The 15,734-nt window shown below is 67.9% G+C and carries 16 protein-coding genes; 9 read left to right on the forward strand and 7 right to left on the reverse strand.

The features are described from left to right. The first annotated feature begins 185 nt into the window (after positions 1 to 185). Positions 186 to 1,001, forward strand: a complete 816-nt coding sequence (locus ACTQ49_RS12900; RefSeq protein ID WP_441828247.1) for a hypothetical protein — start codon at positions 186 to 188, stop codon at positions 999 to 1,001. Between the two features lie 97 nt (positions 1,002 to 1,098). Here ACTQ49_RS12900 and ACTQ49_RS12905 read toward each other — a convergent pair whose 3' ends face one another. After that, positions 1,099 to 2,358: an SH3 domain-containing protein gene (locus ACTQ49_RS12905; protein WP_441828248.1), complete on the reverse strand. Its 1,260-nt coding sequence runs from the start codon at positions 2,356 to 2,358 to the stop codon at positions 1,099 to 1,101. A gap of 74 nt (positions 2,359 to 2,432) precedes the next feature. Beyond that, on the reverse strand, positions 2,433 to 3,017 hold the full coding sequence (locus ACTQ49_RS12910; RefSeq protein ID WP_441828249.1) for a TetR family transcriptional regulator: 585 nt from the start codon (positions 3,015 to 3,017) through the stop codon (positions 2,433 to 2,435). 339 nt (positions 3,018 to 3,356) lie between these two features. On the opposite strand from ACTQ49_RS12910, the gene ACTQ49_RS12915 reads away from it, so the two are divergent. Together ACTQ49_RS12915 and ACTQ49_RS12920 are read left to right on the forward strand one after the other, a co-directional pair. Beyond that, positions 3,357 to 3,530, forward strand: a complete 174-nt coding sequence (locus ACTQ49_RS12915; RefSeq protein ID WP_441828250.1) for a hypothetical protein — start codon at positions 3,357 to 3,359, stop codon at positions 3,528 to 3,530. Positions 3,531 to 3,577: 47 nt separating this feature from the next. Beyond that, the gene (locus tag ACTQ49_RS12920) at positions 3,578 to 4,447 is read left to right on the forward strand and encodes a DsbA family protein (RefSeq protein ID WP_441828251.1); all 870 of its coding nucleotides are present in this window, start codon (positions 3,578 to 3,580) and stop codon (positions 4,445 to 4,447) included. A gap of 27 nt (positions 4,448 to 4,474) precedes the next feature. On the opposite strand, the gene ACTQ49_RS12925 is transcribed toward ACTQ49_RS12920, so the two are convergent. Next, positions 4,475 to 5,104: a bifunctional 4-hydroxy-2-oxoglutarate aldolase/2-dehydro-3-deoxy-phosphogluconate aldolase gene (locus ACTQ49_RS12925; RefSeq protein WP_441828252.1), complete on the reverse strand. Its 630-nt coding sequence runs from the start codon at positions 5,102 to 5,104 to the stop codon at positions 4,475 to 4,477. Further along, positions 5,094 to 5,936, reverse strand: coding sequence for a cytochrome c biogenesis protein CcdA (locus tag ACTQ49_RS12930; RefSeq protein WP_441828253.1), 843 nt, complete (start codon positions 5,934 to 5,936; stop codon positions 5,094 to 5,096). The genes ACTQ49_RS12925 and ACTQ49_RS12930 overlap by 11 nt, the downstream gene beginning before the upstream one ends. A gap of 45 nt (positions 5,937 to 5,981) precedes the next feature. On the opposite strand from ACTQ49_RS12930, the gene ACTQ49_RS12935 reads away from it, so the two are divergent. The 4 genes from ACTQ49_RS12935 to ACTQ49_RS12950 all read left to right on the forward strand — a co-directional run bounded on the left by ACTQ49_RS12935 (position 5,982) and on the right by ACTQ49_RS12950 (position 11,784). Next, positions 5,982 to 8,537, forward strand: coding sequence for a DEAD/DEAH box helicase (locus tag ACTQ49_RS12935; RefSeq protein WP_441828254.1), 2,556 nt, complete (start codon positions 5,982 to 5,984; stop codon positions 8,535 to 8,537). A gap of 197 nt (positions 8,538 to 8,734) precedes the next feature. Next, positions 8,735 to 10,117 carry a GntP family permease gene (locus ACTQ49_RS12940; protein ID WP_441828255.1) on the forward strand — a complete coding sequence of 461 codons (1,383 nt, stop codon included), beginning with the start codon at positions 8,735 to 8,737 and terminating at the stop codon, positions 10,115 to 10,117. Positions 10,118 to 10,189: 72 nt separating this feature from the next. Continuing rightward, entirely contained in the window at positions 10,190 to 11,215 is a 1,026-nt protein-coding gene (locus ACTQ49_RS12945) for an L-idonate 5-dehydrogenase (protein WP_441828256.1), read from the forward strand. Positions 11,216 to 11,319: 104 nt separating this feature from the next. Continuing rightward, the gene (locus ACTQ49_RS12950; RefSeq protein ID WP_441828257.1) at positions 11,320 to 11,784 is read left to right on the forward strand and encodes a YbhB/YbcL family Raf kinase inhibitor-like protein; all 465 of its coding nucleotides are present in this window, start codon (positions 11,320 to 11,322) and stop codon (positions 11,782 to 11,784) included. Between the two features lie 13 nt (positions 11,785 to 11,797). Here the strand turns inward: ACTQ49_RS12950 and ACTQ49_RS12955 are convergent, their stop codons facing one another. Together ACTQ49_RS12955 and ACTQ49_RS12960 are read right to left on the reverse strand one after the other, a co-directional pair. Next, entirely contained in the window at positions 11,798 to 12,664 is an 867-nt protein-coding gene (locus ACTQ49_RS12955) for a thermonuclease family protein (RefSeq protein ID WP_441828258.1), read from the reverse strand. A 69-nt stretch (positions 12,665 to 12,733) separates the two neighbouring features. After that, positions 12,734 to 14,263, reverse strand: coding sequence for an amino acid permease (locus ACTQ49_RS12960; protein ID WP_441828259.1), 1,530 nt, complete (start codon positions 14,261 to 14,263; stop codon positions 12,734 to 12,736). A gap of 219 nt (positions 14,264 to 14,482) precedes the next feature. Between ACTQ49_RS12960 and ACTQ49_RS12965 the strand changes: the two genes are divergently transcribed. Both ACTQ49_RS12965 and ACTQ49_RS12970 read left to right on the forward strand, forming a co-directional pair. Next, entirely contained in the window at positions 14,483 to 14,980 is a 498-nt protein-coding gene (locus tag ACTQ49_RS12965; protein ID WP_441828260.1) for an acyl-CoA thioesterase, read from the forward strand. Positions 14,981 to 14,989: 9 nt separating this feature from the next. Then, positions 14,990 to 15,133 carry a hypothetical protein gene (locus ACTQ49_RS12970; protein ID WP_441828261.1) on the forward strand — a complete coding sequence of 48 codons (144 nt, stop codon included), beginning with the start codon at positions 14,990 to 14,992 and terminating at the stop codon, positions 15,131 to 15,133. A gap of 25 nt (positions 15,134 to 15,158) precedes the next feature. On the opposite strand, the gene ACTQ49_RS12975 is transcribed toward ACTQ49_RS12970, so the two are convergent. Beyond that, positions 15,159 to 15,734, reverse strand: a complete 576-nt coding sequence (locus tag ACTQ49_RS12975; protein ID WP_441828262.1) for a hypothetical protein — start codon at positions 15,732 to 15,734, stop codon at positions 15,159 to 15,161.

Raw genomic sequence — 15,734 nt, forward strand, 5'->3', positions numbered from 1 at the left:
CGTCCTGTTCGCCATGCTCAAGAACCGGGAGCCCTACCGAGCACCCGCCCCGACGCCAGAACCCTCACCCATACCCCTCGCCGCTTGACGAGCAACATAGGGACACCCCCCAACCGGGTACCGCCCGGAATTTCTCCGAGGTGCTCGCACAATCCCTACGCCACAGCGGCCTGACACTCGACGAGGTGCAGCAGAAACTCAGGGCCGCCGGAACCCCGGTGGCCGCCGCAAGCTTGAGCTACTGGCAGACCGGACGCAGCCTTCCCCGGCGAGCCAGCTCACTGCGCGCCGTGGACGAATTGGAGCGGCTGCTCAACCTGCCCGCCGGCCACCTCTCACAACTCCTGCCCCAACGCGCCGAGGACAACAAGCGCCCCTGGGACGTGATTTCCAAGCGCGATCTCCTCCACGACTGTCTGGAGCGGCTGGACCTCTCGGTGGCGCGCTGGCGAGGCGTGGTGAACCACGACCACGTCATCATCGGCCCGCAGCGCAATGAGGTCTCCATCACGTCTACGCAGCTGGTGCACAGCAAGATCGACGGCATGCGTGCCTTCCCCGCCATCTACTTCCAGGACAGCCTGGATCCCGTCTCCCCCAGCATCGTCGCGGTCACCAATTGCGTCGTGGTGGAGCAGATCCAGGTACCGGAGGAGCACCTGGTGGTCGCGCGGTTGGAACTGCCCCGAGCTCTGGAGCGCGGCGAACCGTCGCTGCACGCATACCGGATCGAGTGCGCGCCCAGCACCGTTCCGAGCCACCGGTGGGAGCGCTCGCTGGCCGCCAAGCACGACCATCTGGTCAACACCGTCGAATTCCTCGGCGATCCCCCGACGCAGGCGACGGGCTACTACAAGGGCAAGGCGGAGATCGCGGGTCTGCCCAATCCCGAAGACCACCGCAATCTGGAGAGTGAGCCACTCAAGGTCAGCGGAGGCATCATCCAGCAGATTGCCCCGCAGGCCCTGAGCGGGGTGCACGGGGTCAGCTGGCAGTGGTGATGGGCCGCCTCAACAGCTGGCAGTGGTGATGGGCCGCCTCAACAGCTGGCAGTGGTGATGGGCCGCCTCAACAGCTGGCAGGGCTGCCGGTGTTCGATCAGCGAACGGTGACGTGCACGTGGTCGTAGTGGTTGGCCGTCGCCGAGCCACGGTCACTCATCGGACGCCAGCCCTCCCCTGCACGCTGGGTGGTCCAGATCTGCTGCGAGTAGATCACCTCGGTGACTCCCAGACTGGACGCATTGGCACGAGCCCAGCGGGCCACCTGCCAACCCAGGTCCCCGGAGACCATCACGTCGAGCGCGCGGCCGCTGCCATGGGCATCGGCCGTTCCGCGGACTCCGCCGAAACTGGTGATGGACGGGAAGTTCGCGCACACGCCCCGATGGACGGCGATCGCATTGCTGGTCAGGCCGGCCTCGACGGCCGTCGACTTGCAGGCGGCGCCGCTCGTGCTGCGCTTCGGGGTGGAGCCCGACGCGCTGTCGCCGGAGCCGCCGGACCTGGCGCCGTCGGTACTTGCCGCGACGGGCGCCTTGGAGGTCAGGTAGTCGGAACGCACCCAGCCAGCGTCACCGTCGTACTTGACCTGGCGCCACCCATCCTGACGGACACTCGTGACGCTGATCTTCTGCCCGTCGCGCAGCGTGCCCAGCTTGCGGGAATCGGCATCGGGCAGGGCGCGCACATTGACGACGGTGGTGGCATAGCGCGAACCGGTGACCTCCCCGAGCGGCGCAGCCTTGGACTTCGGTCGTTCGGAACGGGTCGCCACGGCCGCCTTGGCGGTTGGCCTGATGCTGCGGGTGACCTTGACGGCCTTCGGAGTCGGCTTCGACGACGGGGTGCTGGTCCGGCTCGCGCGCGGCGTCGCACTCGCCGAACGGCTGGCACTGACCGAGGGGGTGGCCGGCGCGGTCACGGTGATCGAGGCCGTCGGCGTCGGGGAGGCGGACAGGACAGGTCGGGCACTGGAGCGGCTGATGGGCTGCTCGCGATGCCCGGAGATCGCAGGTGTCGTCGCCTCGGCCACATCCTGGCTCTTCGCCGAGGGGATGAGGAAGGCCCCACCCACCGCGACGGCCAGCCCCGCCACCAGCGCCAGGGGTGCAAGGTAGCGCTTGGCGCTGCGCGGTTCCGTCTCGAACCCGGCGCCGTCGCCGGACAGCTCCGCCACGGTGTCGTCGACAACATCCGAGCCATCAAGACCCAAGCCTTCAAAACCGAAGGGCCCGTCGCCGGGAACGCTGGCCCGTGGCGTCCCGACCGAGCCCTGTGCCATCTCGGCATCCACGTACGTCGAGTCGTCGGCGGCGCGTTGGGGCGCGAAGTCCCGGATGGGGCGGTCAGGAGTCACGGCGGGCTTCCTCACAAGTGGGCTGAAGGATTGCTCCAGCCTAGGCCAAAATCTGAGAAAAACTCAAAACCATCTCAGGAAGCTGTGTGGATCGACTCCCAGGCGTCGATCACGGACTCGGCAACCGCCCGGTCTCGCGTGGCCAGGTAGGCGTCACGCACACCATCCGCCTGGACCAGCATCACTGCCGCCAAGGCCGTCGGATCGACCCCCTTGAGGGCTCCGGTCTGCTGCTGATGAGCCGTCACCTTGGCAGCCAGCACCTCCAGTCGCTCCTGGCGCCAGCGGGCCGGCACGTTCTCCTGCCCCTGGGTACGCAGGGCGTAGTCAGCGAGCTCAACGCGACTCAGGTGCGCCTGGGGGCGGGAGATGAGGTCCTCCAGGCAGCAGGTCAGGCCATTACGCACGACCTCCTGCACGGTCATGCCCTCCAGGGTGACCTGCTCGCAGTAGTCCAGCTCTGCCTCGCCCAGACGGCCCATGGCCTCGACCATGAGCGCCTGATGGGACTCGAAGGCGTAGTGGAAGCTGGCCAGCGGCATCCCCGCCTCGGCCGCAATGGCACGCGTGGTTGCCGCCGCAACCCCAGCCCTGCCAATCACGGCCAGCGCCGCCTCGAGCAGCTTCTGGCGCCGATCCGCCAGACTCATCCTCGTCATTCCCCCGAAACCTCCAGTTGTCCCCACCAACCCGACGATCTTCCCGGACATCACCCGTGGTCCTCCACGGCCATCCGTCCAGTTTTTCGATCCGCCCAAGTGTTGCACCACGGCGCGTACTGCACCGCCACCCCCGGGGCGATATCTAGGGTGAATACCAACATGACCGAAGGACCACCCGAGACATACCCTGCCACCTTTCTCGATTCCAAGCACCATTGGATTTCCTGCTGTCCACAGGGCGGGCGACGATGGGTCGCGGCGATTCTTCTGGCAGTCACGCTCCCGGTCACCCCGGCGGCCCACGCCAGCGACCCCACACCCGCTCCACACACCGGGGTGACGCCCTCCGGGCCGGGCGCCGACGCCAAGATGCGCAACCAGGAGCCGCTGCCCCGCAACCTCCGGTACGCCATGGCCGCTCTGGCCGGCCTCGGGGTGATGGCCTCCTTCGGCGCCGCGAGCGTCAGCCTGCGCCCCCGGGAGGAGACACATGACCGCTTCATCGAATGAAAGGCCGCTTCCCGGCTTTCCTCGAGCCCGCTTGTAGGGTTGGCGGCATGGCCAGTTCGTCCAGGAAGAGCTCCCCCTCCCCCAACGCCAAGCCCAAGGGCGGCGGCGCGGATCCGCTGGCCCCCGGCAAGGGATGGAAGCAGGGCGGAGGCGACGAGGGGAAGCCCAGCTCCGCCACCCGACTCCCCTGGGTGCTCGTGGCCATGCTCACGGCGCTCAGCATCGCGCTTGGCGCCCTCCTGATGGCCCAGAAGTCCGAGCTCGACCGGCTCCGCAGCACTGCGACCGCGGCGACGCCGGCCGCTCCGACGGCGCCCGCTGCCACTCCGCAGACCCAGCCATCACAGAATCCGGCCGCCATCGCCGCCATGAAGAAACTGCCCCGGCGTGACCCGAAGGACATCACGGCACAGGGGTCCGTGGATGCCCCGGTCGTGATGATCGAGTGGTCCGACTATCGCTGCCCCTTCTGCTCGGTGTGGAGCCGACAGACACTGCCCCAGCTGCAGCCCTACATCGACTCCGGCAGCCTGCGCATCGAACACCGCGATCTGGTGCTCTTCGGCGAGGAGTCCATGAATGCCGCCCTGGCCGGGCGTGCCGCTGGCGAACAGGGCAAGTTCTGGGAGTTCTCCAAGGCCCTGCACGCCGTGGCCCCGACCAGTGGTCATCCCACCATCAAGGAGGCCGACCTGCAGCGCTTCGCGCAGCAGGCTGGCGTCAAGGACATGGCGAAGTTCGCCAAGGACAGCGCCAGTCCTGCCACTCGTGCGGCCGTGGAGAAGGACATCCAGGAGGCGCGCAGCCTGGGCCTGAGCGGCACGCCCTTCTTCGTGATCAACACCACGCCACTGTCTGGTGCGCAGCCAGTGGAGGTCTTCACCCAGGTGATCGAACAGAACGGCGGCAAGAAGTAGGCCGTCACCCCACCACCGCCACGAGGGTCACTCGTCGACGGCGGACCGGAAGGTCTGGCAGCGTTCGCGCAGGCTGGACAGCGACCCGCCGCTGAAGGCGTCACCCACCAGGGCCTCGTCGAGCCAGACGGCCGTCGCACCGGCCTCTGCCCACCGACGCGCCGAGTAGGCCCCCAGCCCGCCTCGGGCATTGAGCGTCACGCCGGGGGCCAGCTGCACGAGTGCCTCTGGGTAGCCGGAACCCATCACCTCGGCGGGAACCACCAGGACCGCGGAGACGCCCAGGGTCCACGCCACCCGAACCTCCGTCGGGGTGAGGGCAGCAGCCAGCACGGCGACGCCCAGCTCCCGCGCCCGCGTCACCAGCGCAGCGTCGGGACCGCACAGGGCGACGAACTGCGCGCCAGCCCCGGCAGCCGCCTCCAACTGTTCCACCGAGTCCACGTCGTGCACACCGAGCACGGCGCGCGGGCCGAAGATCCCGGTCAGCTTGGAGACCTGCTCCACCTGGGCGGCCGGAAGGCTCACCGCGGGCAGGCCCTCCTGCACCATCACCTCGACCGCCGCCACCAGGGAGGGCATGGCACGGTCTGGCAGGGTCGCCACCAGCCGCGCGTCGAGCAGGGCCTGGGGCAGCGCAAGCGCATCACTCGTCATGGCTGCCATCTTGCCGCACGCCCTGCCTGTCCCGCTCCGCGAGCCACAGCCAGGCGAGCAGGCCGGACAGCGCCACCAGCAGGAGCACGATGGGCAGGTCTCCCATCGAACGTCCCCAGCGCGACAGGGTGTTCTCCAGGTTGTACTGCTGGGTGGCGTCCAGCAGGCCACCCGCCTGACCCCCCGTGACCAGCAGGAAGAGCCCGAGCGCGACGAAGATGAGCCCGCTGAGGAGTTGGCTGAGCGTGGTGTTCACCGGGCCCAGTCGCACGGGCCGGGGCTTCAGCCACTGCTTCTCTCCCAGCCGGAATCGTTCCCAGAGCAGACTGATCACCATCAGGGGCAGCGCCATGCCCAGCGCGTAGACGGACATCAGCATGGCCGCGAGCACGGGGCTTCCTCCCATGGCCGCCAAGGTCAGGACCGAGCCCAGGATCGGCCCGGTGCAACCGCTGGCCAGGCCGTAGCTGGCCCCCAGCGCGACGATGGCCAGCGGGGCCGCCGGATTGGCACGGGCTCGGGAGGGCAGCCCGGGCACCGGCAGACTCCATCCGCTGGCGGTCACGAGCCCCAGCACCACCAGCAGGACGGCGCCCCAGCGCAGCATCGTCGCGGTGTCACTGATCAGCGCCTGTCCCAACGAGCCGGCCGCCAGCCCCAGGGGCACCATCGTGAGCAGCAACCCGATCAGGAAGAGCACCAGACGACCCACCATGGTTCCGGTGCGGCTGAAGGCGAAGGCGAAGAAGCTGGGCAGCAGCATGGCCGCGCAGGGACTGAAGAGTGCTGCCACCCCTCCCAGGAAGGCTACGGCGAAGCTGGTCTGGCCCATGTCCCCGAGGCTATCCGCCCACCGACATGACACGATGGGACCAACATGCGCCTCATCGACCAACTCCCCGCCCTGGGGGCCAATCCGGGCCCCGACGCCATCCACGCCGCCTTCATCGAATGGGCCTCGAGCAATGGCATCACGCTGTACCCGCACCAGGAGGAGGCGATCCTGGAGATCCTGAGCGGGAACAACGCGATCGTGATGACCCCCACCGGGTCGGGCAAGAGCCTGATCGCCATCGCCGCCCACTTCGCGGCACTGGCCACCCATGGCGTCAGCTTCTACACGGCGCCGATCAAGGCGCTGGTCAGCGAGAAGTTCTTCGCCCTGTGTGATGTCTTCGGCGCCACCAATGTGGGCATGGTGACCGGAGACGCCTCGGTCAACGCCGATGCGCCGATCATCTGCTGCACCGCGGAGATCCTGGCCAACATCGCCCTGCGCGAGGGCCGTACCGCCGACGTCTCCCAGGTGGTGATGGACGAGTACCACTTCGTCGCCGATCCGGACCGTGGCTGGGCCTGGCAGGTGGGCGTGACCGAGCTGCCGCAGGCGCAGCAGATCCTGATGAGCGCAACGCTCGGCGACGTCAGCCAGCTGCGCCAGGACCTCACCCGCCGCTCGGGCCGCGAGACCGCCGTGATCGCCGACGCCCAGCGCCCCGTTCCGTTGGTCTACCGGTGGGCCCTCACCTCCGTCCACGAGACCGTCGAGGAGATCGTCAGCACCGGCCAGGCGCCCGTCTACATCGTCCACTCGACCCAGGCCGCCGCCCTGGAGCGGGCCCAGGCGTTGCTCAGCGCGAAGCTGGTCAGCACCGAGGAGAGGCACCAGATCGTCGAGGCGATCGGACACTTCCACTTTGCCGGCGGCTTCGGCAAGACCCTGGCCAAGCTGGTGAAGTCCGGCATCGGCGTGCACCACGCCGGCATGCTGCCCCGTTACCGCCGCCTGGTGGAGACCTTGGCGCAGCAAGGACTTCTCAAGGTGATCTGCGGGACCGACACCTTGGGCGTCGGCATCAACGTGCCGATCCGCACCGTGCTGTTCACCGCCCTGAGCAAGTTCGACGGGCGACGGATGCGCATCCTGCGCTCCCGGGAATTCCACCAGATCGCGGGCCGGGCCGGCCGGGCGGGTTTCGACACCATCGGCTACGTGGTGGCCCAGGCCCCCGAGCACGTCATCGAAAACGAGAAGGCCCTTGCGAAGGCCGGTGACGACCCGAAGAAGCGTCGCAAGGTGCAGCGCAAGAAGGCCCCCGAGGGCTTCGTGAACTACACCGAGGAGAGCTTCCAGAAGCTGATCGACTCCGTTCCGGAGACCCTGCACGCCCGCATGAAGATCACCAATGCGATGCTGCTCAACCTGCTGGAACGCGATGAGGACACCGCGCAGGCCGTGGTGCACCTGATCGACGAGTCGGTGCCGGACGAGGCCACGCGTCGTCGCCTCAAGCGGCGAGCCGTGGCGCTGGCCCGCTCACTACTGCAGGCGGGCGTCGTCACCCGGCTCGACCCACCCGACCCGTCGGGACGCCGCTATGAGCTCGCCGTGGACCTGCAGGACAACTTCGCCCTCAACCAGCCGCTGAGCGCCTTCGCCATGGCGGCCTTCGAACTGCTCGACGCCGAGGACCCTGACTATGCGCTCGATCTGGTGAGCATCATCGAGGCCACCCTTGAGGACCCGATGTTCATCCTCATCCAGCAGCAGTACAGGGCCCGGGGCGAGGCCGTCGCGGAGATGAAGGCCGACGGCTACGACTACGAGGAGCGAATGGAGGCGCTGGAGGACGTCGAGTGGCCCAAACCGCTGGCCGAACTCCTGGACCACGCCTACGAGACCTACCGCCCCAGTCACCCGTGGATCGCGGAGAATGCGCTCAGCCCCAAGAGCATCGTGCGCGACATGTTCGAGCGCGCCATGACCTTTGGCGAATATGTGGCCTACTACAAGGTGGAACGCAGCGAGGGACTGCTGCTTCGCTATCTCTCCGATGCCTACCGGGCCCTGCGCCAGAGCGTGCCGGAGCGCTTCGTCACGGAGGAGCTGACCGACCTGGTGGAGTGGTTGGGCGAGGTCATCCGCCTCACCGACTCCTCGCTGCTCGACGAGTGGGAGGCGCTCACCGATCCCGACGCCGATCCGGAGGACCGCCTCAAGGCCCTCACCCACCCGGCGGAGAAGCGCCACCCGGTCACGGGCAACCAGCGCGCCTTCACCGTCCTGGTGCGCAATGCCCTGTGGCGTCACGTGGAGCTGATGGCCGACGACAAGGTGGACGAGCTGGCGGAGCTGGACGCCCGAGACCCGGATGTCGTGATGGACGCCGACGCCTGGGATGAGGCTCTGGGCGCCTACTGGGACGAGCACGACGACATGGGGATCGACGCGGACGCCCGCGGCCCCAAGATGCTGCGGATCGAGAAGTTCGGCGGCAAGGGCGACGAGCCACGCACCTGGCGAGTGGCGCAGATCATCGATGACCCGGACCGCAACCATGACTGGCAGCTGCAGGCCTCCATCAACCTGGACGCGTGTGACGAGGCGGGCGAACTGGTGCTGCACGTACTCGGTTTCAGCCGGGTGGACTGATCTGGCCCGATTCGACGTCCGCGTGGCGAATTGCCACTGGTCATGGGGAGCGCCAGTGCTACGGTTGCCCTCACTGGTCGGATGCCTGCAGCGCTGCGTCTTCTGGCTGGTCTCCTGTCAGCGCCCTCACCCTTGCCCGCCAGCACCAGCCATCGACGACTGAGGCAGCCCTGGGCATCCACCCTCACGGAGCACTCATGATCGACGGATGGACACAGACGATGGGAGCATTGCCCTTGTTGGGCATCGCTGCCGCCGCGATTGCACTGATTCTGGTGCTGGTGATCGTCTTCAAGCTGCATGCCTTCCTCACCCTCATCCTGGTGAGCCTCGTCACCGCGTTCGCGACGGGCATCCCGGCCGCAGAGATCGTTCCCACGCTGACCAGCAGCTTCGGTGGCACGCTCGGGTCGGTGGCTCTGTTGGTGGGCCTTGGCGCGATGCTCGGGAAACTCGTCGAGCACTCCGGCGGAGCCCAGGCATTGGCCGACAGGCTGATTGCCCTGTTCGGGGAGTCACGCGCTCCCCTGGCTCTGGGCGTCGCCTCCTTGCTGATGGGCTTCCCGATGTTCTTCGACGCTGGCCTGGTCGTCATGCTACCGGTGATCTTCGCTGTCGCCGCCCGACTGGGTGGCCCCGTGTTGCGCTACGCCATCCCTTCGGCGGTCGCCTTCTCTGTGATGCACGTCTTCGTCCCGCCGCACCCTGGCCCCGTCACCGCCACCGAGCTCTACGGCGCCAACCTCGGGCTCGTGCTGGCTCTGGGCCTGGTGGTGGCGATTCCCACCTGGTACGTCTCCGGCTACTTGTGGGGCAAGGTCTGTGCCCGGCAATTCCCCTTCACCGACGCTGATGGGCTCTTCGGCTCCATCGACGACGACGACGTGAAGAACCCACCCAAGGTCTCCACCGTACTTCTCGTGCTCCTGCTGCCGATGTTGCTCATCTTCATGAACACAGGGCTGGACTTCCTTCGGGCCGCTGGCAAGGTCTCCAAGGACGCCACCTGGTTCCACGTCGCCCGGGCCCTTGGTTCCTCACCGGTGGCGCTGCTCATCTCGGTGCTGGTGGCTCTGGCAGCACTGGGTTTCGCGCGCGGCGAGAAGGGCACGGCCTTGGAGAAGATCGTCGACTCGTCCCTCGGCCCGATCTGCTCCGTGGTGCTGATCACCGGCGCCGGCGGCATGTTCGGCGGTGTGCTGCGCACCTCCGGCATCGGTCAGGCGCTCAGTGACTCGATGGAAGACATTGGTCTGCCCGTGATCGTCGCGGCCTGGCTGATCGCGGTCGTGCTGCGTCTGGCCCAGGGCTCGGCCACCGTCGCCCTGGTGACCGCTGCAGGTCTCATGGCCCCGGCCGTCGCCGCGGGCAGCTTCTCCAGCGGCCAAGTTGTGGCAATCACACTCGCCACCGCCGCTGGATCGGTCTTCGGAAGCCACGTCAACGACTCCGGTTTCTGGCTGGTGGGCCGTCTGTTGGGAATGGATGTCTCCACCACGCTGCGCACTTGGACGGTGCAGCAGACCATCGAGTCGGTGATGGGCTTCCTGGCCTCAGTGGCGCTCTTCGCCCTCCTTTGATGCGGGCGGACGATGCACCCGATTGCCAGATGACCAGAACCAGTTCCAGATTAAGTGGAGAGGGGAATGACGATGAAGGCAGTTGTGGTTCACGCGGCCAATGACCTTCGCGTCGATGAGGTCCCCCGCCCTCAGTGCCGCCCGGGGCATGTCCTGGTCGCCATGGAATGGGGCGGGATCTGTGGATCGGACGTCGCCTACGTCAGAACGGGCACCAGCGGAACCGCGGTGCTGAAGGATCCGCTCATCCTGGGCCACGAGGTATCGGGACGGGTGACAGAGGTCGGGGATGACGTCGTCGACATCAGGATCGGGCAGGCCGTCACCGTACATCCCGCCACACTCGTGGGGCAGCACCAACTACACAATGGACTTGCCGGTCGCACGAACCTGTGGCCGCAGGTGCGGTATTTCGGATCGGCCGCCTTCGACCCTCATGAGCAGGGCGGATTCAGCGAGTTCCGTGCGGTGCGAGCGGATCAGGTCCGCGCGCTGCCCGAGGGCGTTACGACCAGGCAAGGTGCTTTGGCCGAGCCCTTCGGGGTGGCGCTCCACGCCGTTGCGCGCGCAGGTGACCTGGCGGGCGCGACGGTCCTGGTCAATGGTGCTGGGCCGATCGGCGCCTTGGCCGTGGCCGCGGCTCGGGCTCGGGGCGCCCGCACCGTCTACGCCACCGATCTGGTTGATGCACCCCTGCGGATCGCCCGTCAGCTCGGGGCAGACGCGACGTTCAACATCGCTGCGAGCGCCACGCTCCCCGACGATGTCGACATCGTGATCGAGGCCTCCGGCAGCCCGCGGGCGATCGGATCCGTGTTCCAGACCGTCCGTCGTGGCGGCACCGTGGTGCAGGTGGGTAACCTCCCAGCCGGGGAGATCAGCGCGGCTCTGGGGCAGCTCGTGACTCGAGAGATCACATACACCGGCTCGTACCGCTTCGTCGATGAGATCTCTGATGCCCTCCGGCTGATGGCTGAGGGTTTGGACGTGTCCGCCGCGATCACCCACGAGTTCCCCCTCGAAGAGGCCTCGGAGGCATTTGCAGTTGCCGCTGACCGTTCCACGGGATCATCCAAGGTCTTGCTCAAGCTGTCGTGAGCTTTCGCAGCCGCTGTCGCTGCACTCTGCGAGTTAGGGTTGGGATGTATGAGCATCGCCGCTCGGCGGTGCCACCATGACGGAACACCCCCAAGGAGTGCAGCATGGAACTCACCAGCAAGTCCTACGCCGACGGCGAGACGATCCCCCTGAAGTACGCCGAGCAGGGAGCCGGCGGCGAGAACGTCAAGCCGCAGCTCAGCTGGAGCGGAGCCCCGGAGGGCACGGAGAGCTTCGCGATCACCATCTTCGATCCGGATGCCCCCACCGGTTCCGGCTGGTGGCACTGGGTTCTGGTGGACCTGCCGGCCGACGTCACGGAGCTCGACGAGGACGCTGACCTGCCCGCAGGTGTCCGCGAATGGGTCACCGACTACGGCTATGAGGGCTACGGAGGCCCGTGCCCGCCGCCCGGAGCGGCCCACCGCTACATCCACACGGTGCACGCCCTGCCCTTCAAGACGCTGCCGGTGCCGGATGCCGCCACCAGCGCCCAGGTGCGCTTCACCATCCTGGCCAACCAGCTGGACTCCGCGAGCCTGACCGGCATGTTCGCCGTGGAGGAGTGACAAAGAGCGTGACCTACGGGCTGGCCGTCGCCTTCCGGGCGGCGGCCAGTGCCGTGTCCAGACGCTGCACCTGCCCGTGCCGCCAGGCCGCGGGGTGGCGATGCCGGTAGGTGGCCTTCTGCTTGCTGTCCGGCAGCGCAAGTTGGGCGCGCAGCTGCTGCGCCGGACCGATCGCTGACGTGAGCCGCTCACGCCGGACCGCCCTCTCCTGCTCACTTCCCGCCGGTTGCACGGCCAGCGCCGCCACTCGGGCCTCCACCTGCCCGGCGACGGTGCACGGGATGCTGGGATCGTAGAGGCCCCGCTGGTGGAGCATGGCCTCCTGCTGGGCGGCTGCCACGGGCGCCAACCAGGTGTCCGCCCCGCTGACGACGATGCCGGCCGTGAATCCGCGTCGGGCCATCTCCTCGGCCACCAGGTTGCCGTCGCGACGTACCGCGGCCAAGGTGCGGCCATAGCGATCTTTGGCGGGTCCATCGGAGAACAGGTCGACGGTGCTGCCGACCGGCAACAGCTCGGTGAGCGCAGCGCTGGCCTGCGGCCCCAGACACTCGACCGGTGTTCCGGCCTTGTGGGTCTCGGGGGTGTCGATGTTGAGGATCCGCACCGTGGTGGCCCGTCCGGCCAGGTCCACGCGGATGGTGTCCCCGTCGCTGACCCGCAGCACCGTGGCCCGACGAGCGACGGGTGAAGCGGACCCCGCACCGGCCGACGGCTCACCATCGCCACTCGTCGGCTGCTCTGCCCCTGCACTCGGTGCCGGGGAACCGGCCAGGTCGCCGTCGCGCCAACGCTGCCACCAGACCGGCCCGACGATGGCGGCGAAGAGGCTCACCACCAGGAGCGCGGCGATCACCTCAGCCCTGGCGCGTCCGCTCATGCCGTGGCCCCCTGGAAATGCATGCCTTCGATCGTGCCACGACGTGCCGACAGTTCCAGCACCACCAGGTCAGGGGATCAGGTCGTAGGCAACGTCCTCGGCCACGTCGGTGCGCGAGAGATCGGCCGTGGCCAGGTCCACCGTCGGGGCCTTGGTCACCAACTTGTGGCCGCCCCACAGCAGCAGGAAGAGCGGCAGACCCAGGTAGGAGGCGAACAGGCCCTGCACGTCGACCTCGCCGACGAAGGCCTGGTAGTTCTGGCCGGCCACCACCAGGGCGCACATGCCGAGTGCCATCAGCGGGCCGAGGGGGAACCAGCGGGCCTTGAAGGGCAGCTCGTCGAGCGAGCGTCCCTGCGCCACGAAGGCCTTGCGGAAGCGATAGTGGCTCCAGGCCACGCCCATCCATGTGATGAAACCGGCCAGGCCGGAGGCATTGACCAGCCACAGGTAGGCACCGCCGTCGCCGATCAGGCTGGCGATGAAGCAGAAGCCGCCGATCAGAGTGGTGGCCAGCAGCGCGTACATCGGCACGCCGCGCCGCGTGGTGCGGCCGAAGATCCGGGGCGCCTTGCCGGAACGTCCCATGCCGTAGAGCATGCGGGTGGAGACGTACATGCCGGAATTGCCGGCCGAAAGGATGGAGGTCAGGATCACCGCATTCATCAGCGAGGCCGCACCCGCCACACCGGCCCGCTCGAAGATCAGGGTGAAGGGGCTCACGGAGATGTTGTCGATGTCGGCACCCAGCAGCCGAGAATCCGTGTAGGTGATCAGGAAGCCGACGATGGCGATGGCACCGATGTAGAAGAGCATGATGCGGTAGAAGACCGCCTTGATGGCGCGCGGGATGGACTTCTCCGGATCGGTGGCCTCGCCCGCGGCGACGCCGATCATCTCCGTGCCCTGGAAGGAGAACCCGGCGATCATGAAGATCGCCAGCACTCCCTGCCAGCCGCCCACGAAGGGTGCTTCCTGCACCGTCCAGTTGCTGAAGCCCGGGCTCTGGCCGCCCATGATGCCCAGGATCATCGCCAGGCCGACGATGAGGAAGACGATGACGGTGACCACCTTGATGGAGGCGAACCAGAACTCGCTCTCGCCGAAGGTGCCTACGCTGGCCGCGTTGAGCAGGAAGAGGATGGTCAGGAAGATCGCCGACCAGATCCACGCCGGGACATCGGGCAGCCAGTACTTCATGACCAGAGAGGCGGCCACCAGCTCCGCCGCCACGGTGATCGCCCAGTTGTACCAGTAGTTCCAGCCGGTGGCGAAGCCGAAGGACGGGCTGACGAAACGGGTGCCGTAGGTCTCGAAGGAGCCGGCGACGGGCAGCCAGGTGCTCATCTCGCCGAGCGACTGCATCAGCAGGTAGACCATGAACCCGATCGCGGCATAGGCCAGCAGGGCGCCGCCCGGTCCGGCGGTGCTGATCGACTCACCGGAGGCCACGAACAGCCCGGTGCCGATGGCGCCGCCGATGGCGATCATGTTCAGGTGTCGGGCGCGCAGTCCGCGCCTCAGCTGGTTCTCCCCCGCGCCACCGCGCGGATCATCGTGGGGGGCGGTGCCACCGCCGGCATGGGCCGTCTGGGCCATGTTCCTACCTCTTCTCGTGCGTCGTACGCCAACGCGACTGGGGGACGTTACCAGCGGTGGTCCGGGAATCGCTGGTGTCCCACGGGTCAGTCACGTGTCCGCAGCCCGGCGCAGTGTGCCGCCCGTCTGCCGCGGCATCCCTTCCCAGCCACCGGCGACGTTCCGCGCCATGGCCCGCAGCACCACTGGTCGACGAATCGTCGGGCTAGCATGAGGGCCGTGCCGAACTCGATGAACTTCCACTCCCGCAAGTGGGTCAAGCCCGAAGACCTGAACGCCAACCACAGCCTGTTCGGCGGCAGCCTGCTGCGCTGGATCGACGAGGAAGCCGCGATCTACGCCATCATCCAGCTGGGCAATGAGCGCACCGTCACCAAGTACATGTCGGAGATCAATTTCGTCTCCTCGGCCCGCCAGGGCGACATCATCGAGATGGGTCTGGCCGTGGCCGAGTGGGGCCGCACCAGCCTCACGCTGCGCGCCGTCGTCCGCAATGTCTTCACCGGCGAGGTGATCATCAAGATCGACAAGATCGTGATGGTCTCGCTCGACGAGGACGGCCAGCCCAAGCCGCACGGCTACTCGACGGTCTCCTACAACCGTGACCGGGTTCCCCAGCGGCTGGCCTCTCGCCGTTCGAAGGACGTCGAGACCTTGCGCGCCACGATGAACACCGATGCCTTCGCATCCGAACCGGGCAAGGGAAAGCAGGGCTGACCCCACCTGGTGCTGCAGGTGGTGGTGCACCAGGACAACAAGGATTCCCAGTGGGCCAAGGACATCGTTGCGGCCTACAAGAGCCAGGACATGAAGGACTACCTGGCCAAGAACAACAACGGCCTGTGGTGGATCCCGGAGGAACTGCGCTGATCCCGGCGCTGGACGGCGCTGGGGCTCAGCCCCGGCGCTGACGCGCCAGCACGACCCCGGCCACCGCCGCCGCGACCACGAAACCGATCGCCGCCGCACCGAACAGCCTGGGCGCGCTCTCCCCCGACCCCTCGGCCCTCGCGGCCTTGGGGTCGGTGCCTTCCTGCGGTGCCTTGCCGGCGCCGAGTGCCTTCTCCACCTCCTGCAGCAGCGCGGGTGACGCTGGGGCGGTTCCGTCACACAGCGTCGTCGTCCAGCCGCCCGGGCTCTCGCTGGCGAACAGGACGATGTCGTCTCCCTCGTCGATGCCTTGGACACCGCAGGAGGCGCCGCTGGCCGCCGATGTGACGGTGGTCGTCTGCCAGGCTTCACCCTTGAAGGACTTGTCGACGGCGAGGGTGTAGAAGACCCGCTCTCCCGACGAGGAGCCGGGCCCGCGCTGAACCGTGGTGACCGTGCCGCTGGCCACCAGATCGGCCAGCTTCCCGGCCTCGGCGGTGGAGAGGTCTGCGCAGCTGCAGGCCATCGCTGCCGGGGCGCCCGCCGCCATCAGCAGGACGGCCAGCGTCCCCGTGGCCGATACCCGTCGTGCAGGGCCCAT

Source organism: Luteococcus sp. Sow4_B9, from assembly GCF_052116585.1.
Lineage (GTDB): Bacteria > Actinomycetota > Actinomycetes > Propionibacteriales > Propionibacteriaceae > Luteococcus.